We start from the raw sequence: 16,895 nt of genomic DNA, 5'->3' as shown, positions 1-16,895 counted from the left end.
CCCGGCAAATGCCACCCCGGCTTGACCTGAGGCGAGCGGGCGAGAAGAAGCGCGCGCACATGCTTAAGGCCTTCACCCGCCGCTCCAAGCCTGACACCTCGAGCGGGGATGACGGCGGAACCTGGGGCACCGTACGCTTCGTCCTGGGGCTCGCACTGCTCGCCTGGGCGGTGCGCAGCTTCCTCTTCGCGCCATTCAGCATCCCGTCGGGGTCGATGCTGCCGACGCTCTACATCGGCGACTATCTGATGGTCGCGAAATGGCCCTACGGCTATGCCAGCGTCAGCTTCCCGTTCGGCATTCCGAGCTTCGATGGGCGCGTTCTCGAAGGCACGCCGAAGCGCGGCGACGTCGTGGTCTTCCGCCACCCGACCGATCCCGCCGACCTCATCAAGCGAGTCATCGCCGTACCCGGCGACACGATCGCAGTGAGCGGCGGCCGCGCTATTCTGAACGGTCGTGCCCTCGCCCAAGTGCCGATCGCGCCCGCGCGCATGCCCGTCAGCCCCAACACCCCGTGCAAAACCGTCCCGCCGGCTGCGCCCCAACTCGCCCAGGCTGGCGACCAGATCATGTGCAGCTATCGCGCCTACCGCGAAACATTGCCGGGCGGACCGTCCTATACGGTGCTCGACCAGGTGAGCGGCGGCCCTGCCGACGACTTCGGGCCCGTCACCGTCCCCGCGGGCCATGTGTTCCTGATGGGCGACAATCGCGACGACAGCCTCGACAGTCGCTTTTCGAGCGCCGAGGGCGGGATTGCCCTGGTCCCCCTCGATCATCTGATCGGCCGGGCGATGGTGACGTTCTGGTCGACCGACGGCAGCGCCTCCTATGTCCTGCCGTGGACTTGGTTCACTGCGCTCCGCTGGGACCGCATCGGCAATGGTTATGTGGACGGCCGGCAATGAAGGACGATGTAGCCGGGTTCATTCGCGACGCGCTCGGCCACCAGCCGCGCGACAAACATTTGTTCGACATGGCGCTGACCCATTCGAGCGTGGGCGGTGAAAGCTACGAACGCCTTGAATTCCTCGGCGATCGGGTGCTCGGCGTGGTCATCGCCCGCGCCTTGTACGAGCGCTATCCCGACGAGCCGGAAGGCAAGCTGTCGCGCCGCTACAACGCCCTCGTCGCGCGCGAAACCTGCGCCGAAGTTGGCCGCGCGATCGGGCTTCCGCCGCTCATCCGGCTCGGCCGTCAGGCGCGCGAAGACCATGCCAACCGCAGCGACAATGTCATCGGCGACGTGGTCGAGGCTTTGATCGGCGCGCTATGGCTAGACGGCGGGCTCGACGTGGCGCAGGCCTTCATTCTCGACGCGTGGGGCGAACTGCTCGCCGGCCAGGGCCGCGCGCCGCAACATCCCAAGTCAGGCCTTCAGGAACTGGCCGCCGCGCGCGGGTGCAAGCCGCCCGAATATGCGCTCGTGTCGCGCACCGGCCCGCACCACGCGCCGTTGTTCACCGTCCAGGTCCGCGTCCCCGGCCTGGGTGAAGCGAGTGCGCAAGGTGCAAGCAAGCAGGAAGCCGAAAAGGAAGCCGCCACCGCACTGCTGGCGCAGTTGCAATGAGCGAAGACGGCACCCGCGCCGGCTTCGTGGCCGTGATCGGTGCGCCCAACGCCGGCAAGTCGACACTGGTCAATGCGCTGGTCGGGCAGAAGGTCGCGATCGTCAGCCCCAAGGCGCAGACCACGCGCGCGCGGCTGATGGGGATTGCCATCCACGACCGCGCGCAGATCCTGCTGGTCGACACGCCCGGCATCTTCGAGCCGAAGCGACGGCTCGACCGGGCGATGGTCGCCGCCGCCTGGACCGGGGCCGAGGACGCCGAACTGACCCTTCTCGTGATCGACGCCGAGGCGGGCATGCGCGCCGGCGTCGAGCGGATCGTGGACGGGCTGCAGGGGCGCAAGTCGCCCGTCATGGTCGCGCTCAACAAGGTGGATCGCGCGGACAAGGGCAAGCTGCTCGGCCTAGCGCAACAGATTACCGACGCCATTGCCCCCAGCAGCTGTTCATGATCAGCGCGCTGACCGGCGACGGGGTCGATGACGTCAAGACGGCACTTGCCGCGGCCGTGCCTGAAGGTCCGTGGCTCTATCCCGAAGACGAAGTGTCCAACGCGACCGACCGCATGGTCGCGGCCGAGCTGGTGCGTGAGCAAATCTTCCTCCAGCTTCATCAGGAGCTGCCGTACGCCTCCGCGGTCGAGATCGAAAAATGGAGCGAACGGTCCGACGGATCGACCGAGATCATGGCGCAGGTGCTGATCGAGCGCGACAGCCAGAAAGGCATCGTCATCGGCAAGGGCGGATCGCGGCTCAAGGCGATCGGCGAAGCCGCGCGCGGGGAAATCGCCGCGCACCTCGGGCATCCGGTGCACCTCTACCTCCACGTCAAGGTCGCCCCCCGCTGGAGCGAGGACCGTGGACTCTACGAGGGCATCGGCCTCGATTGGGCAGACTGAGCGGCGAGCATCTCGTCGACCCATGCGGGCACGAGGATGCCCGCGCGGCCGATCCGGCTTTCGTGAAAAAAGTAGCTGCCCTGGCTCGGCTCCAGGTTCATCTCCAGCGTCCGCGCACCGCGGTAGCGCGCGGTCTGGACGAAGCCCGCGGCGGGGTAAACCGCGCCTGACGTTCCGATCGACACGAACAGGTCGCAGCGCTGCAGCGCCTCTTCGATCCGTTCCATCGCGTAGGGCATCTCGCCGAACCAGACGATGTCGGGCCGAACCATGCCCGGCGCGGTGCAGGTCGGGCAGGACGAGCTTGCGTTCATCTCTCCGGCCCACGGGAAGCGATTGTTGCACGCTAGGCACCAGCCGCTCGTCAGCTCGCCATGCATGTGAATCAGCCGCGCCGATCCCGCGCGCTCGTGGAGGTCGTCGACATTCTGCGTGACCAGCAGAAGCTCGCCCGGCCATTCGGCGTCGAGGCGTGCGAGCGCGTGATGGGCGGAGTTGGGCTCCACCTCCGCTAGCCGCGCGCGGCGGGCGTCGTAGAATTGATGCACCAGCGCCGGATCGCGGGCGAACGCCTCGGGCGTGCACACATCCTCGACGCGATGCCCCTCCCACAGGCCGTCGGGCCCGCGGAAGGTGGCAAGCCCGCTTTCGGCGGACACGCCGGCGCCCGTCAGGATGACAATGTTGCGCACCTCCATGACGACAGCATAGAGCCGCAAGGCATGAGCGACGCAACCATTCGCGCCGGGATCGGCGGCTGGACCTTCCCGCCCTGGCGCGGCGTCTTCTATCCCGACAAGCATCCGCAGGCGAAGGAGCTTGATTATGCCGTAAGCCACCTTGGCGCGATCGAGATCAACGCCACCTTCTACGGGCGGCAAAGCGCGAAAAGCTGGGAGAAATGGGGCAATGCCGCGCCCGACGGCTTCCAGTTCGCGATCAAGGCCTCGCGCTACTGCGTCAGCCGCTCCAAACTTGCCGAGGGCGGCGAAAGCATCGCCAATTTCTTGGGCCAGGGGTTCGAGGTGCTTGGGCCCAAGCTCGGCCCCATCCTGTGGCAGTTTGGGCCGCGCAAGACCTTCGACCGCGACGACATTGCCGCGTTCATCGACCTGATCCCCGACCAGATCGGCGATCTCAAACTGCGCCACGCGTTCGAGCCGCGCCACGCCAGCTTCGACGACGAGGCATTCTTCGATCTCTGCCGCGCGCGCGACATCGCGGTCGTGCTCGAGGATTCGGACGTCTATCCGACGATCGACGTCGACACCGCGAGCTTCCGCTACGCCCGCCTCCAGCGCATGCGCGAGGAAGTCGTCACGGGGTACGATGATGCCGCGCTCGACGGCTTCGCCGAGCAGGCGCGGGCGTGGCAGGCCGCCGGCCGCGACGCCTACGTCTTTTTCATCAACGGCGCCAAGGTGCGGGCGCCCGCCGCAGCGCTGGCCCTGCAGGAACGGCTTCGCTAAGCCGCTTGCCTATGCGCACCGCCGATCAGCCGATCCGCATCACCCTGTTCGCGCCCGACGGCCGCATGGGGAAGGCGATCGCCGCCGCCATTGCCGACGATACCGGGTTCGCGCTCAGCAGCGACAGCGGCGACGTGCTGATCGATTTTTCGGTGCCGAATGCACTTCAGGACAGCCTCGATCGGGCAACGTCTGCAGGCGTCCCGATCCTCGTCGGCACCACGGGCCTTGGCCCAGACGCGGACGCCCAGCTCGCGGAAGCGGCCAAGAGCGTGGCGGTGCTGCGCGCGTCCAACACCTCGCTCGGCGTTGCGCTGCTCGCCGATCTGGTCGAGCGCGCCGCCCGAGTCCTTGGACCCGACTGGGATATCGAGATCGCCGAGACGCACCATCGTCACAAGGCCGACGCCCCATCGGGCACCGCGCTCCTGCTCGGCGATGCGGCAGCGCGCGGGCGTGGCGGTCAGGTCAAGGCCGAACGCGGCCGCGACGGGACCGGACTCGAGCGGGCAGTCGGCGCGATCGGCTATGCCGCGCTGCGCGGGGGCACCGTTGCGGGCGATCACGACGTACTGTTCCTCGGCCCGGAAGAGCGGATCATCCTGTCGCACCGCGCCGAAAGTCGCATGATCTTCGCGCGCGGCGCGCTGGCCGCGGCACGCTTCCTCGCGAGCAAGCCGGCCGGGCTCTATTCCATGCGGGATGTCGTGTCGGCGCTGTGACCCGCGACCAGATTTTCGAATTCTTCCGGCGGCTGGCCGAGGCAAACCCGTCGCCGCAGACCGAGCTTGAATCGAACAATCCGTACCAATTGCTCGTCGCCGTGGTGATGTCGGCGCAAGCGACCGATGCCGGCGTCAACATCGCAACCCGCCCGCTCTTCGCCCGCATCCACACGCCCGAGCAGATGGTGGAACTTGGCGAGGAGAACCTGCGCGAGGCGATCAAGACGATCGGCCTGTTCAACACCAAGGCCAAGAACGTCATCGCTTTGTCGCAGGCGCTGATCCGCGACCACGGCAGCGCGGTTCCGCGGACCCGCGACGAACTGCAGGCGCTGCCCGGCGTCGGGCGCAAGACCGCCAATGTCGTGCTCAACACCGCCTTTGGGGAGGAAACGTTCGCGGTTGATACGCACGTTTTTCGCGTGTCGAACCGCACCGGCCTCGCGCCCGGCAAGACCGTCGAAGCGGTCGAGGCCAGGCTCGAGAAGATCGTGCCCCAGCCGTTCCGCCGCGACGCGCATCACTGGCTGATCCTGCACGGCCGCTACACATGCAAGGCGCGGCTGCCAGAATGCTGGCGCTGCCCGGTCGCGGACCTGTGCCGTTACCAGCCCAAGACCCGGGCGCCCGAGGCTAGACCCAAAGCCGCTCGAAGCGCGCGCCCAGCGCCGTCAAAAGCTCGTATTGCGAAAGCCCGGACTGGCGTGACGCGCTCGGCAAGTCGTAGTCGATCTCCAGCCAGTCGCCTTCCTTGAGCGACGGCACCGCATCGCAATCCACGGCGATCAGATCCATCGACACGCGGCCGATGACCGGCAGCGCGAATTCCTTCGCAAACGCCGATCCGCGCGACGAGAAGCCGCGCAAATAGCCGTCGGCATAACCGATGTTCACGATCGCCGCCTCGGTGTCGGCCGGCGCAACGAAGGTCGCGCCATAGCCGCAGCTTTCACCCGCGCGGATCGTGCGCCGCTGCACGATCTCTGCATCGACGCGGATGACGCTGCGGATATTTCCCTCCGCCTCCTCGCGCGGCACGCCGCCGTAGAGCGCGAGCCCGGGGCGAACGAGGTCGAAGCTGAAGTCGCGGCCAAGGCAGATCCCGGCCGAATTGGCGAGGCTGTAGCGCTTCGCAGGCACCTCCGCCGCAATGCCACGGAAGCGGTCGAGCTGCGCCCGGTTCATCGCATGATCCTCGTCGCCGCAGGCAAGATGGCTATGCAGCGTCTCGATCGTCAGGCCGTCGAGCGACGCCAGTTCGTCCGGCCTCAGCCCGAGGCGGTTCATGCCGGTGTCGACCATCACGTCGCACGGCCGGTCGCGCGCGCTGTCCTTCCAGCGGGCGACCTGTTCGGCGGTGTTGAGCACGGGCCGCGCGGTCGACGCCAGCGCCGCTTTCATGTCCTTCGGCCCGACGCCGTGAAGGACCACCAGGCTGCTGCCGATCGGGAACGGGCCAAGTGCCTCGGCTTCTGCCCAGGTCGAGACGAAGAAGTCGCGGCAACCGGCTTTGTACAGCGTCTGCGCGGCCTCGCGCGCGCCGAGGCCATAGCCGTTGGCCTTGATCGCCGCGCCAGCAGGAACGCCCGCGCGCTCGGCGAGCCAGCGGTAATTGGCGGTCAGTGCCGATCGGTCGACGGTCAGGCGCAGATTATGGTGCATCGGCGACTGCCGTAACCGCGCTAGTCCTGTGCGTCGAGGTTGGCCTTTGCCGCTTCCCAATTGCGCCCGTCGAACGGTTCGATCGCCAGGGCCGGCGGCGCGTCCAGACAATGCGCATTCACGCTCCAGGCATCAGGGTGGCTGCGCGGCTGGTAGAAGCTCTTCACTCCGCAAATACGGCAGAACAGATGCTCGGCAGTACCGCTGCCGAAGCGATAGCTGGCGAGCGAGTCACGTCCGGTCAGGAGCTCGAAGTCCTCATGCGGTACGACAATGTGCAGGAAGCCCGTCATCCGGCACACCGAACAATTGCAGTCCAACGCAGGAACCGGCGCCTCCGGCAGGGTCGCCGTGAAGCGGACCGCACCGCAATGACAGCCGCCGGTGACTTCCATCGCCTTGGCCTAATCAAGCGCCGCGACGCGCACAAGCGAAGGGCGCCGTCACCGCTGACGACGCCCTTCTGGGAGAGATCGTAACGTCTAGCGCGCGGCGGTGACGGCGATGATGTCGCGCTGCGCCGACGCCATTTGCGCGCCATCGCTGCGCGCCTTGGCAAGCGCCGTATCGACGCAGGACCGCACCGCGTTGCGGCCTTCGAGGTCGGCGGACGACACGCTTCCGCAAACCTCCCGCGCGGCAGTGACCAGGCGGCGGTCGAGCTGGCGCTGCCCCACCGGGCTGTTGAGGTCGAGGTCAGCAGTCCGCACGAAGCTGACCGCGACATCGTCGGCAACGGGGTCGGCCAAAGCCGGGACGGCCTTGAGTGCGGTCGCCGTAATGAGCGCCGAAGCGATGATGATGTGAATGGCCTTCATGTCGCGTCTCCCTGTTCCGAGTGCGACCGTCCAATTAGTCCTGAAATGCAACTTACGTAAGCCACGATGTCGTGCTATGGTTCTGCAAATTTGCAGAACCTGCACCGGCAAAATGGAGCTAGGGCAAGGCCTGATGGATTGGGACGACCTCCGCTACTTCCTCGCGGTCGCGCGTGAAGGCAGTACCCTGCGCGCGGGCCGGGCGCTGCGCACCAGCCAGACGACCGTGGCGCGGCGCATCGCCGCGCTCGAACAGGCGCTCGGCTTCCCTCTCTTCGAGAAGCGGCAGGCGGGCTACGCGCTGACCCCCGCGGGCGAGGAATTGCTGGCCAAGGCGGGGGCGGTCGAACAGGCCATCGACGACTTTGCCGGCGCGGCCTCGGGGCAGGCGCGCGCAGTGCGCGGCACGGTCAAGATCACGACCGAGGAAATTTACGCCATCACTTTGCTTACGCCGCTGCTGACCGAATTGCACCAACGCTTCCCCGACATCGTGATCGAACTCGACACGTCGCAGAAGGTCCGCGATCTTGGTGCCGGCGAAGCGGACGTTTCGCTCCGCAGCACCGCGATGGCGCAACCGGCCGGACTGGTCGGGCGGCGGCTGTGCATCGACGATTGGGCGCTTTATTGCAGTCGCGCTTATGGCGAGCGCCACGGCGTGCCGACGACGATCGAGGAGTTGCGATCGCACTCCTTTATCGGTGGCGGCGGCGGCAATTTGTGGATCCACTACCAGGCCTGGCTCCAGGCGTTGGGGCTGGAGCAGCAGGTGGCGATGCATCACGCGACGTCCGGCGGGCTGCTGTCGGGTGTCCGCGCAGGCTTCGGCATCGCCGTCCTGCCCTGCGTCGTCGCCGATGCCGATCCCGACCTGATCCGTTGCATGGCGCCGCGCCACGATCACGAGCGAGTCCTGTGGCTCTTCACCCATGAACGCGTGCGTCACACGCCACGCGTGCGCACAGTGATCGATTTCCTCTACGAACGCCTCAGCCGCCATGTGCAGCAGCTTGAGGCGACGCGAACTGCCGCCGCGGCCTAGCTCGGCAGGCCTCCGCGCCACATCGGCATGGTCGCATCGCCCAGGGCCACATCGACCGCCGCGCGGGCGAGCAGCCGCGTCGAATCGAGCGTTGGCAGCGGCGACACGTCGGGCGTGATCAACAGCGGGATTTCGGTGCACACCAGCGCGACCGAGTCGCACCCTTCCTCCGCCAACTTGCCGATGATGTCGCAATAGGTGCTGCGCGCCTCGTCGGTGAATTGGCCAAGACACAATTCGTCGAAGATGATGTCGTTGACCAAGGTTCGGTCACCCCCGACGGCACGGCGTAGCCAATCCCGCGCCGCGCCAAGGCAGCGGGATAGACCGGGCCGGTCATCGTATATTTGGTGCCCAGGATCCCGACCTTGGCGAAGCCCTGCCGCCGCGCCTCCTCGGCAACGACTTCGCCAATATGCAGTGCGGGAATGGCGAACGGCGCGCCGTCCTGCTCCAGCGCGATATGCGCCGTATTGTCGGGACAGACGAAGAAGTCGGCGCCCGCCGCCGCAAGCTTGGCCGCTTCGCTGCCGAACATCGTCCGCAACGGCGCGTGATCCCCGCTTTCCCACGCCGGCATCGCCAGCGCCATCGGACTGCAGGTCATGCTGATCTCGGGGTGCATGTGCGCGCCCAGGCGCTCGACACCCGCCAGGCACGCGGTGCGGAAACACAGGCCCGCACCCTCGAAGCTGTGGGCGAGGATGCCGATATGCTTCATTCGACCGTGACGCTCTTCGCCAGGTTGCGCGGCTGATCGACGTCGGTGCCCTTGAGCACGGCGACGTGATAGGCGAGCAGCTGGACGGGAACGGCATAGACCAGCGGCGCGATCAGCGGATGCACTTCGGGCATCTCGATCGTCGCCATGCAGCCTTCGCCCGCCTCGGCGATGCCCTTGGCGTCGCTGATCAGGACGATCTTCCCGCCCCGCGCGCGCACCTCCTGCATGTTGCTCACGGTCTTTTCGAACAACGGCCCGGACGGCGCGATGACGATCACCGGCACGGCTTCGTCGATCAGCGCAATCGGCCCGTGCTTCATCTCGCCCGCGGCATAGCCTTCAGCGTGGATGTAGCTGATCTCCTTGAGCTTGAGCGCGCCTTCCAGCGCCATCGGATAATCGGGCCCGCGGCCGAGGTAGAGCACGTCGCGCGCCGGCGCGATGAGGTACGCCATCGCGGCGATGTCATCGTCATGCCCCAGCGCCGCGTTGAGCGCCGCGGGCGCCTCCTGAAGATGCGCGACGATGTCGATTTCCTCCTCGCGCGACAACCGGCCCTTGGCGCGGGCAAGGTTGGCGGCGAGCGCGGCCAGCACCGCGAGCTGACAGGTGAAGGCCTTGGTCGACGCAACGCCGATTTCGGGACCGGCGTGGGTCGGTAGCAGAAGATCCGCCTCGCGCGCCATTGAACTGGTCGGCACGTTGACGACCACTGCGATCCTTTGCTGCTCATCACGCGCGTGACGCAGCGCGGCGAGCGTGTCCGCCGTCTCGCCCGATTGGCTGATGAACAGCGCGAGCCCGCCCGGCTCGAGCACCGGCTGGCGGTAACGGAATTCCGATGCGACATCGATGTCGACGGGCACGCGCGCGAACTGCTCGATCCAATATTTGGCAACGAGGCCGGCATAAAAGCTCGTTCCGCACGCGACGATCGTCACGCGGTCGACCTTGGCCAGGTCGAGATCCGCATCGGGCAATGCGACCTCGCCCTCGAACGGGCGGACATAGGTCTGGAGCGTCTGGGCAACCACGATCGGCTGCTCGAAAATCTCCTTCTGCATATAGTGGCGGTAATTGCCCTTCTCGACCGGCGCCGAGGATGCGCCGGACTGGACGATGTCGCGCTCGACCGGCTGGTTGTCGCGATCGAAAATCTCAATTCCGTCGCGGCGGATGATCGCCCAGTCGCCCTCGTCGAGATAGGCGATGCGTTGCGTCCACGGCGCGACTGCAAGCGCGTCCGATCCCAGATAATTCTCCCCGTCGCCATAGCCGACCGTCAGTGGTGCGCCGCGCCGCGCGCAGATGATGAGGTCGGGGTGATCGCGGAACAGGATGGCGATCGCGAATGCGCCGTGAAGCCGCGGCAGGACCGCCGCCACGGCGTCCTGCGGCGATGCCCCGCCTTCCACCTCGCGCGCGACCAGGTGGCCGACGACTTCGGTGTCGGTCTCGCTTTCGAACTTGCGCCCTTCCGCGATCAGTTCGTCGCGGAGCGGCTTGAAATTCTCGATGATGCCATTGTGCACCAGCGCCACCGGCCCGACGATGTGCGGGTGCGCATTGCCGACGGTCGGCGCGCCGTGTGTCGCCCAGCGCGTGTGGGCAATTCCCGTGACGCCGTGAAGCGGATGGGATTTGAGCTCGCGCGCGAGATTGTCGAGCTTTCCCTCGGCACGTCTACGCTTCAAACTGCCGTCTTCAATGGTGCAGATGCCCGCGGAATCGTAACCGCGATATTCAAGCCGCTTGAGCCCGTCGAACAGCCGCTGCGCGACATCCGACGTTCCGACAATTCCGACAATTCCGCACATGACAAGAGCGCCTGCTAGAGGGTGTAGGGAACGCGAATTCCCGGCATCACGGCTGGGAAGTCGCGTACGTTTCGAGTGATTAGGACACGTCCGCGCACCTGCGCCGACGCCAGAATGAGCGCGTCAGGCGCTTTCAGGCGCGGCCGCTCGCGGCGCAAAGCTGCGGCGCGCTGAGACGTCTCCTCGTCGATCTCATCGATCCCGAAGCGGCCGAGGAAACGCAGCGCCTCCCGCAGCATGTCATCCGTGCCCTTCGACATGACCTCGATCCATGCCATTCGGCTCAACCACACCTGGGCGCCGCTCTCCGTCGCGCGGCGAATCTCGGTATGCGCCGGACGGTGATCCATCAGCGCATCGATCAGGATGTTGGCGTCGAAGCTATATCCGCTCATCCCGCGGACTTCTTGCGCCGCCCGGCCGCCTTGGCGGCAAGGGCAAGATAATGCGCGCGTTCGCGGTCATCTTCCGCCGTGAACATTTCGGGGGATTCGGCGCGAACTTCCTCATAATCGTCGTCCCAAGGCCGGGTCCATTCCGCGCGACGCTGCCGGTCGTACGTCGCAGGATCGATCGATATTCCGTGCCGGGCCCACAAGCCGAAGCCGGCGTCGATCCAATCCTTGGGCGCGTCGGCGCGGTAAGCCGAAACCGCCTCCCGCAGCACCGACGCCCGAGATTTTGCCTGCTCCGCCGCGAGTCGATCAAGCCATTCGATATCGTCGTCTGGCAAATCCACGAGAATGCGAGTCATGATATACCGATATCATATCATGATATCGCGTCAAGCTATTGCGTGGCCTTTCGTGTCATTCGCTCCCGAAAACGCTTCGCCCAGCCGGCGACGCCGCGCTGTTCGGCGCGTTCGACCGCCAGGCTGTCTGCGGCAACATCTTCGGTGATCACCGATCCCGCCCCGACGATCGCGCCGTCGCCGACGTTGACCGGCGCCACCAGCGCAGTGTTGGAGCCGATGAAGGCGCCCGCGCCGATCACGGTGCGGTGCTTGCCGAAGCCGTCGTAATTGCAGGTGATCGTGCCCGCGCCGATGTTGGCCTTTGCGCCCACTTCGGCGTCGCCGACGTAAGACAAATGATTGACCTTGGCGCCTTCGCCCACGCTGGCCTTCTTAAGCTCGACGAAATTGCCGACCTTGGTGCGCGCGGCGAGGCGCGTTCCAGGGCGGATCCGGGCGAACGGGCCAATGCTTGCGCCCGCGCCGATCGACGCGCCGTCGATATGGCTGAAGGCGTGGATCGTCGCGCCGTCGGCAACCTTCACGCCCGGCCCGAATACGACATGCGGTTCAACCGTCACGTCGCGGCCGAGCTTGGTGTCATAAGCAAACCAGACGCTTTCGGGATCGATCAGTGTCGCGCCTTCCTCGAGCACCTGCTCGCGGCGGCGGCGCTGCCATTCGAGCTCGAGATGGGCGAGCTCGGCGCGGCTGTTTACGCCAGCGGTCTCATAGGGATCGCCTTCGATGACCACGGCGGCGTGCCCCTCGTCCCCCGCGATATTGACGATGTCGGGCAGATAATATTCGCCCGCGGCATTGTCGTTCCCCACTTGGTCAAGCCACCGGAAGAGGTCCGCGCCGCGTACCGCCATCATGCCCGAATTGCACAAGCGGACCGCACGTTCGGCTTCGCTGGCATCCTTGAACTCGACCATCTTCGCGATGCGATCCCCTGCGCCGAGGATGATCCGGCCGTATTTCAGGGGATCGGGCGGAGTCGACGCCAGGACGACGACACCTGGCCGGTCATCCTGGTCGAGGCGATCGAGCATCCGCGTCAGCGTTTGCGCCTTCACGAACGGCGTGTCGCCATAAAGGATGACGACGGGACCCTCGTAAGCCTTAAGGGCACTGGCCGCCTGTTGAACCGCGTGGCCTGTGCCTCGCTGCTCGGCTTGCACGGCAATCTCCGCCCCGTGGCCGGCGATCGCCGCTTCGACCTGCTCGCGCCCCTTCCCGACGACGACAATCTTCCTGTCCGCACCCAAACCGTCGACGCGGTCGAGCAGGTGCAGCAGCAAGGGCCGGCTGGCAATCGGGTGCAGAACCTTATGCGTATCGGATCGCATGCGCGTGCCCTGCCCGCGGCCAGGATGACGACGGCGAAATTCCGTGAAGCGGTCATGTTTTCTCGCAATGGCATGGGGTCCGTCCCTGCGCCAGCCTCGCATGAAAAAGGGCGGCCCAAGCAGGACCGCCCTCCTTCGGATCAATACCAAACGTTCTAGAAGACGTTCGTATAATATTCGTTGCCGACGAAGCCCATCTTCTGAACCCGGGCCTGCTTCGTCACGGCAAGAACCTGGTCGACAAGTTCGTAGCGCGCCGTAGCGTCGGGCTGCATGTGAAGCTCCGGGATCGGATTCATCTGCTGCGTCACGTCAAGGTAGCTGCGCAGCTGCTGAAGGTTCACCGGCGAACCGTTCCACAGCACCTGGCCAGCCGCACTCACGACGACCTTGTTCTTGACCGGGTCGATCGGCGGCGGCTGCACCTGGTTGGGGTCGTTGACCGGAAGATCCAGCTTCACCGCGTGCGACTGCACGGGAATGGTGATGATGAACATGATGAGAAGCACAAGGAGCACGTCGATGAGAGGGACGACGTTCATGTCCATCATCGGCTCGCCCTGGGTGTTGTCACCCGTCATTTGCATAGCCATGGCGAGATACTCCTACTTAAGACCGCACACCGGCCAACGGCGGGGGCTCGGAAATGAAGCCGACGCGCTGGAAGCCCGCCTGCTGCATCGTGATGATCGCCGCGCCGATGCACTTGTACCGCGTATCGACGTCGCCGCGGATGTGCGCTTCGGGCATGTTCTCTTCTGTGACGTTCTCGACGCCGCCAACATCTTTGACCAGCGTCTCGAGCTTGTTCACCGCACGGTCGAGCAGCTCTTTCTGCGAGACCTTGGTCATGTTCCAATACACCTCGCAGGACCCGCCCGGCCCGTTTCGGACCGTCAGTGAGACGTTTTCCGGCTTGGTCGTGGTCGCTTCGAAGCGCACGTTGGGCAGCTTCACCGGCACCGTCTGGATGATGACCGGAACGGTGACCAGGAAGATGATCAGCATCACCAACATGGTATCGGCGAGCGGGATGACGTTGATGTCGGAGATGGCGACGTCGTCGTCACCGTCTGCGGGGCCTACACTCATTCCCATGGGGACAAATCTTTCGCTTGCGTCAGGCTCGACACCGGGCCGGCACGAACGCCGGCCCGGGTTCGATGATTACTTCGCGGTCGTCGGCGTCGCCTGGGCACCCGTCGGCGTCAGGCCGGGGCGAACCGGCTCGCTGCCCGGCTGCGTCGGCGCTGCACCCGTGCGGGTCTGCGCCGTGTTGCGCACCGCCGGACCGGTGGTCCCGCCGAGGTTCGGCTTCACCGCACCGTTCGACATCAGATAGCCGTGAAGGTCGTTCGTGAACGCCGCCAGATCTTCCATGATCGACTTGTTGCGACGGATCAGCCAGTTGTAGGCCAACACCGCCGGAACCGCGACGACCAGGCCGAGCGCGGTCATGATGAGAGCTTCACCGACCGGACCGGCGACGGCGTCGATCGACGCCTGACCGGCCGAGCCGATCTTGATCAACGCGCGGTAGATGCCGACGACGGTACCGAACAGGCCGATGAACGGCGCCGTCGAACCGACGGTGGCAAGGAAGGCAAGACCTTCGCCGAGCCGGGCGCCGATCGCGCCCTGGCTGCGTGCCAGGCTATTGGTCATCCAGTCATGCTGGTCGATCGGGTCGGTCAGCTTGCCGTGCTGTTCCTGCGCGACGAGCGCGTCATCCACGATGGCGCGATAGGCGCTCTTCGCCTCGAGCTTGGTCGCCGCTTCACGAAGGTTCGGCGAGTTCCAGAAACTGGAGCGGACCTTCCGACCCTGATTGATGATCTTCTGCTGCTGCATCAGCTTGGTGAAGAGAATGTAGAAGGAGATGACCGACATTCCGACGAGGATGACGAACACCGACCACGCGATGATACCGCCCTGCTGAAGTGCCGGGATCAGGCCGTATGGGTTTTCTCCGCCATGAGCTTGCATAACTGTGCTTTCCTTTTTGAAGTCCTGAACCGAATGAAGTGGCTTTAACCTTCTAACCGCCAGGTAATCGGCGGCGACGTAACAGTGTCCGAAGTGGGCTGGCCGTTGCTGTCACGAGCCGGCGTGAACTTGGCTCGACGGCGGATGATGTTGCACGTCGCGGCATCAAGCGCGCTGTTGCCGCTGGATTGCGTGACGTTGCAACCGGTCACCCGCCCATCGGGACCGACCGAAATCGACGCGCGGACCGTACCTTCTGCACCCGCCGAAGCGGCCGACGACGGATAATCATCCGCACTGAAAAGGCCCACCAAGCTACCGCGCGAACGCGCTGATTCAACCTTGCGCGGCGGCGGCGGCGGAGGCGGCGGAGGCGGCGGACGCTGAACGACCGGCGGGATGACGGGCGGCGGCGCCGGGGTCTCCACAACGGCGATCGGCGGTTCCGGCGCCTGCATCCGAACCAACGGCGGCGGTGTCACCGGCGGAGGCGGAACATCCGGCATGTCTTCCGGCGGTGGCGGCGGTTCCTCGGGTGGCGGCGGCTCTTCCTCCACATCGAAGGTCTTCAAATCTTCGACGGCCTGCTTGACGACATTATACGCAAGGCCGGTAACGATCGCATATCCAAGCGCGCCCTGAAGGACGAGAACCAGGATGATCGCCAGGGTCCGGTTGCCGCTGATCTCTTTGCGTTGGGCGTAAGACATTAACCCGCAATTCTCCTCGACGAGCCGTGGGGGCCACGGCGCAGACCGGGCGACCCAGACGCCCCGTCTCGTGATTCCTGCTACCGATGTATCAACATATCATCGGCCACAAGCGCGCTTCCTTATCCCTCGCTCAAAGGCCGTGCAACGAATTTTGTTCCACAGGCGGAAGGCTGCTAGCGGTTCGGCCAAGCTGCGTGAAACGATGCAATCTCAACGCCGACCCCTCGCGCATCGGAATAGATATCCGGCTTAGACAAACGAACCCGCAAATCCCGGATGCCATGCAGGGCTGCAAGCCGATCGAAGATGGCATGGGCGAGCGTTTCCTGCAGATTGTACCGTCGCAACATCGCGATTTCGCGCACTTGCGAGCGAACGAAATCATAGTCCCATGCGCCGGCGGGATCGTCATTGGCAGGCGCCGTCGCGTCGTCGAGCCAGATCTCCACCGTCGCGAGAAGGCGCTGCGGATTTCCAATCTCGAAATCGTGAAAGCCGATATCGGCGTCGAGAGCGAGCGAATCGAGAATGATCCGCGCCGAGCGGACTTGGAGATGGTCGGGCACCATCCCGGACAAGCGAGCGTCGTCGTCAGCCATCACGTCTCCAGGAATTGCACGTCGCGCTCGAGGTTCAGGAAATGCTGGCCCGAATCGATGGTAATCGTCTGGCCGGTGACGCAGCGGGAATCGATAAAATAGCGCAGTGCGTCGACGACATCCTTCGGCTCGACGCCGCGGCGAAGCGGGTTGCGGCGGTGCATTTCCGCAAAATTTTCCGCCGACTGGCCGCTGGAACGCAGCATTAGCGCCGGAGCGATGCCGTTCACCCGGATGCCGCGCCCCGCCAATGCGCGCGCGGCGATCCCGGTCAGTCCTGCAAGCGCCTGCTTCGACACGGTATAACTTGCGAAATCGGGGTTAGGCGCAAGCAGCTTGGAGTCGAGAATGTTTACGACAAGGGCGTCGCCGCCGTCGTGCGCTCGCGCCAGCCGATCGATGAGCAAGGCCGGGGCGCGCGCGTTGACTGCCATGTGCGCATCAAATTCGGTCGGGTTGAATGCGCCGATCGAATCCTCGGCGAAACGCGCGGCATTGTTGACCAGCAGCCGAACCGTCGGAAGCCCCGCTGCCGCAGCGAAGATTCTCTCTGCGCAATCGGGCTGGCTTAGATCCGCGACGACCTTGTGCATGCCCGCCGGCACGGTGTCGCCTGGATCGCGGACGTGCGCGATCACCGTCCAGCCGTCGGCCTGGAGAGCCCCGGCAATCTCCGCGCCGACTCTTTTCGCGGCGCCGGTGACGATTGCCGTACGGTCTTGTTCGGGTTGCATCGGGAGGCTCCTGCCTTGAGCCGCAGCGCGAAGCAATCCAAGGA

General features: G+C 65.5%; 20 protein-coding genes and 3 pseudogenes. 7 read left to right on the top strand and 16 right to left on the bottom strand.

The genetic code is table 11. The features are described from left to right. The first annotated feature begins 59 nt into the window (after window positions 1–59). From lepB to era, 3 genes and pseudogenes are all read left to right on the top strand, one after another. Window positions 60–911 (top strand): signal peptidase I, encoded by an 852-nt coding sequence (gene lepB / locus H9L13_RS05990; RefSeq protein WP_187539892.1) that lies wholly within the window; start codon window positions 60–62, stop codon window positions 909–911. Next, window positions 908–1,573: a ribonuclease III gene (gene rnc, locus H9L13_RS05985; RefSeq protein ID WP_187539889.1), complete on the top strand. Its 666-nt coding sequence runs from the start codon at window positions 908–910 to the stop codon at window positions 1,571–1,573. The genes lepB and rnc overlap by 4 nt, the downstream gene beginning before the upstream one ends. Beyond that, window positions 1,570–2,471, top strand: a pseudogene (gene era / locus H9L13_RS05980) (GTPase Era). Before rnc ends, era begins: the two are co-directional and overlap by 4 nt. Here era and H9L13_RS05975 read toward each other — a convergent pair. Continuing rightward, a complete protein-coding gene (locus H9L13_RS05975; protein WP_187540187.1) occupies window positions 2,438–3,169 on the bottom strand; it encodes an NAD-dependent deacylase in 732 nt (243 codons plus the stop codon). The pseudogene era and the gene H9L13_RS05975 sit on opposite strands and share 34 nt — an antisense overlap. A gap of 24 nt (window positions 3,170–3,193) precedes the next feature. On the opposite strand from H9L13_RS05975, the gene H9L13_RS05970 reads away from it, so the two are divergent. The 3 genes from H9L13_RS05970 to nth are packed head-to-tail and all read left to right on the top strand — an operon-like array spanning window position 3,194 to window position 5,420. After that, on the top strand, window positions 3,194–3,940 hold the full coding sequence (locus tag H9L13_RS05970) for a DUF72 domain-containing protein (protein WP_187539887.1): 747 nt from the start codon (window positions 3,194–3,196) through the stop codon (window positions 3,938–3,940). 11 nt (window positions 3,941–3,951) lie between these two features. Next, window positions 3,952–4,662, top strand: a complete 711-nt coding sequence (gene dapB / locus H9L13_RS05965; RefSeq protein WP_187539885.1) for a 4-hydroxy-tetrahydrodipicolinate reductase — start codon at window positions 3,952–3,954, stop codon at window positions 4,660–4,662. Then, on the top strand, window positions 4,659–5,420 hold the full coding sequence (gene nth / locus H9L13_RS05960; protein WP_187539883.1) for an endonuclease III: 762 nt from the start codon (window positions 4,659–4,661) through the stop codon (window positions 5,418–5,420). Before dapB ends, nth begins: the two co-directional genes overlap by 4 nt. Here nth and alr read toward each other — a convergent pair. From alr to H9L13_RS05945, 3 genes and pseudogenes are all read right to left on the bottom strand, one after another. Beyond that, window positions 5,305–6,327: pseudogene (alr, locus tag H9L13_RS05955) on the bottom strand (alanine racemase); the annotation flags it as partial. The gene nth and the pseudogene alr sit on opposite strands and share 116 nt — an antisense overlap. Before the next feature lie 20 nt (window positions 6,328–6,347). Continuing rightward, window positions 6,348–6,722, bottom strand: coding sequence for a GFA family protein (locus H9L13_RS05950; RefSeq protein ID WP_187539881.1), 375 nt, complete (start codon window positions 6,720–6,722; stop codon window positions 6,348–6,350). Window positions 6,723–6,809: 87 nt separating this feature from the next. Further along, on the bottom strand, window positions 6,810–7,145 hold the full coding sequence (locus H9L13_RS05945; protein ID WP_187539879.1) for a UrcA family protein: 336 nt from the start codon (window positions 7,143–7,145) through the stop codon (window positions 6,810–6,812). Window positions 7,146–7,278: 133 nt separating this feature from the next. Here H9L13_RS05945 and H9L13_RS05940 point away from each other — a divergent pair, with 133 nt between their 5' ends. After that, complete coding sequence (locus tag H9L13_RS05940) at window positions 7,279–8,190, top strand: LysR family transcriptional regulator (RefSeq protein ID WP_235091227.1); 912 nt, start codon at window positions 7,279–7,281, stop codon at window positions 8,188–8,190. On the opposite strand, the gene H9L13_RS12610 is transcribed toward H9L13_RS05940, so the two are convergent. From H9L13_RS12610 to H9L13_RS05885, 12 genes and pseudogenes are all read right to left on the bottom strand, one after another. Beyond that, a complete protein-coding gene (locus H9L13_RS12610; protein WP_223176489.1) occupies window positions 8,187–8,333 on the bottom strand; it encodes a hypothetical protein in 147 nt (48 codons plus the stop codon). The two genes, H9L13_RS05940 and H9L13_RS12610, sit on opposite strands and share 4 nt — an antisense overlap. Further along, complete coding sequence (locus H9L13_RS05935; RefSeq protein WP_223176488.1) at window positions 8,309–8,911, bottom strand: aspartate/glutamate racemase family protein; 603 nt, start codon at window positions 8,909–8,911, stop codon at window positions 8,309–8,311. Before H9L13_RS05935 ends, H9L13_RS12610 begins: the two co-directional genes overlap by 25 nt. Next, window positions 8,908–10,731 carry a glutamine--fructose-6-phosphate transaminase (isomerizing) gene (gene glmS / locus H9L13_RS05930; protein WP_187539877.1) on the bottom strand — a complete coding sequence of 608 codons (1,824 nt, stop codon included), beginning with the start codon at window positions 10,729–10,731 and terminating at the stop codon, window positions 8,908–8,910. Before glmS ends, H9L13_RS05935 begins: the two co-directional genes overlap by 4 nt. Before the next feature lie 14 nt (window positions 10,732–10,745). Next, complete coding sequence (locus H9L13_RS05925; RefSeq protein WP_187539875.1) at window positions 10,746–11,126, bottom strand: PIN domain-containing protein; 381 nt, start codon at window positions 11,124–11,126, stop codon at window positions 10,746–10,748. Further along, on the bottom strand, window positions 11,123–11,485 hold the full coding sequence (locus H9L13_RS05920; protein ID WP_187539873.1) for a ribbon-helix-helix protein, CopG family: 363 nt from the start codon (window positions 11,483–11,485) through the stop codon (window positions 11,123–11,125). The genes H9L13_RS05925 and H9L13_RS05920 overlap by 4 nt, the downstream gene beginning before the upstream one ends. 35 nt (window positions 11,486–11,520) lie before the next feature. Then, window positions 11,521–12,875, bottom strand: a pseudogene (gene glmU / locus H9L13_RS05915) (bifunctional UDP-N-acetylglucosamine diphosphorylase/glucosamine-1-phosphate N-acetyltransferase GlmU). Between the two features lie 99 nt (window positions 12,876–12,974). Further along, window positions 12,975–13,412 (bottom strand): ExbD/TolR family protein, encoded by a 438-nt coding sequence (locus H9L13_RS05910; RefSeq protein WP_187539869.1) that lies wholly within the window; start codon window positions 13,410–13,412, stop codon window positions 12,975–12,977. A gap of 16 nt (window positions 13,413–13,428) precedes the next feature. Further along, window positions 13,429–13,917, bottom strand: a complete 489-nt coding sequence (locus H9L13_RS05905) for an ExbD/TolR family protein (protein WP_187539867.1) — start codon at window positions 13,915–13,917, stop codon at window positions 13,429–13,431. A gap of 69 nt (window positions 13,918–13,986) precedes the next feature. Further along, the gene (locus H9L13_RS05900) at window positions 13,987–14,805 is read right to left on the bottom strand and encodes a MotA/TolQ/ExbB proton channel family protein (protein WP_187539865.1); all 819 of its coding nucleotides are present in this window, start codon (window positions 14,803–14,805) and stop codon (window positions 13,987–13,989) included. 44 nt (window positions 14,806–14,849) lie between these two features. Then, the gene (locus tag H9L13_RS05895) at window positions 14,850–15,515 is read right to left on the bottom strand and encodes an energy transducer TonB (protein ID WP_187539863.1); all 666 of its coding nucleotides are present in this window, start codon (window positions 15,513–15,515) and stop codon (window positions 14,850–14,852) included. A 176-nt stretch (window positions 15,516–15,691) separates the two neighbouring features. Beyond that, on the bottom strand, window positions 15,692–16,117 hold the full coding sequence (locus H9L13_RS05890; protein WP_187539861.1) for a dihydroneopterin aldolase: 426 nt from the start codon (window positions 16,115–16,117) through the stop codon (window positions 15,692–15,694). Beyond that, window positions 16,117–16,851, bottom strand: coding sequence for an SDR family oxidoreductase (locus H9L13_RS05885; RefSeq protein ID WP_187539859.1), 735 nt, complete (start codon window positions 16,849–16,851; stop codon window positions 16,117–16,119). Before H9L13_RS05885 ends, H9L13_RS05890 begins: the two co-directional genes overlap by 1 nt. Window positions 16,852–16,895 lie beyond the last annotated feature (44 nt).

It is taken from the genome of Sphingomonas lutea, from assembly GCF_014396785.1.
Lineage (GTDB): Bacteria > Pseudomonadota > Alphaproteobacteria > Sphingomonadales > Sphingomonadaceae > Sphingomicrobium > Sphingomicrobium luteum.
The sequence above is the reverse complement of the archived record's forward strand: the minus strand, read 5'-3'. Positions and strand labels throughout refer to the sequence as shown.

Coding starts and splice junctions, on each gene's coding strand:
- lepB (WP_187539892.1), top strand. CDS start 60: ATGCTTAAGGCCTTCACCCGCCGCTCCAAGCCTGACACCTCGAGCGGG.
- rnc (WP_187539889.1), top strand. CDS start 908: ATGAAGGACGATGTAGCCGGGTTCATTCGCGACGCGCTCGGCCACCAG.
- H9L13_RS05975 (WP_187540187.1), bottom strand. CDS start 3,169: ATGGAGGTGCGCAACATTGTCATCCTGACGGGCGCCGGCGTGTCCGCC.
- H9L13_RS05970 (WP_187539887.1), top strand. CDS start 3,194: ATGAGCGACGCAACCATTCGCGCCGGGATCGGCGGCTGGACCTTCCCG.
- dapB (WP_187539885.1), top strand. CDS start 3,952: ATGCGCACCGCCGATCAGCCGATCCGCATCACCCTGTTCGCGCCCGAC.
- H9L13_RS05950 (WP_187539881.1), bottom strand. CDS start 6,722: ATGGAAGTCACCGGCGGCTGTCATTGCGGTGCGGTCCGCTTCACGGCG.
- H9L13_RS05945 (WP_187539879.1), bottom strand. CDS start 7,145: ATGAAGGCCATTCACATCATCATCGCTTCGGCGCTCATTACGGCGACC.
- H9L13_RS05940 (WP_235091227.1), top strand. CDS start 7,279: ATGGATTGGGACGACCTCCGCTACTTCCTCGCGGTCGCGCGTGAAGGC.
- H9L13_RS05935 (WP_223176488.1), bottom strand. CDS start 8,911: ATGAAGCATATCGGCATCCTCGCCCACAGCTTCGAGGGTGCGGGCCTG.
- glmS (WP_187539877.1), bottom strand. CDS start 10,731: ATGTGCGGAATTGTCGGAATTGTCGGAACGTCGGATGTCGCGCAGCGG.
- H9L13_RS05925 (WP_187539875.1), bottom strand. CDS start 11,126: ATGAGCGGATATAGCTTCGACGCCAACATCCTGATCGATGCGCTGATG.
- H9L13_RS05920 (WP_187539873.1), bottom strand. CDS start 11,485: ATGACTCGCATTCTCGTGGATTTGCCAGACGACGATATCGAATGGCTT.
- H9L13_RS05910 (WP_187539869.1), bottom strand. CDS start 13,412: ATGGCTATGCAAATGACGGGTGACAACACCCAGGGCGAGCCGATGATG.
- H9L13_RS05905 (WP_187539867.1), bottom strand. CDS start 13,917: ATGGGAATGAGTGTAGGCCCCGCAGACGGTGACGACGACGTCGCCATC.
- H9L13_RS05900 (WP_187539865.1), bottom strand. CDS start 14,805: ATGCAAGCTCATGGCGGAGAAAACCCATACGGCCTGATCCCGGCACTT.
- H9L13_RS05895 (WP_187539863.1), bottom strand. CDS start 15,515: ATGTCTTACGCCCAACGCAAAGAGATCAGCGGCAACCGGACCCTGGCG.
- H9L13_RS05890 (WP_187539861.1), bottom strand. CDS start 16,117: ATGGCTGACGACGACGCTCGCTTGTCCGGGATGGTGCCCGACCATCTC.
- H9L13_RS05885 (WP_187539859.1), bottom strand. CDS start 16,851: ATGCAACCCGAACAAGACCGTACGGCAATCGTCACCGGCGCCGCGAAA.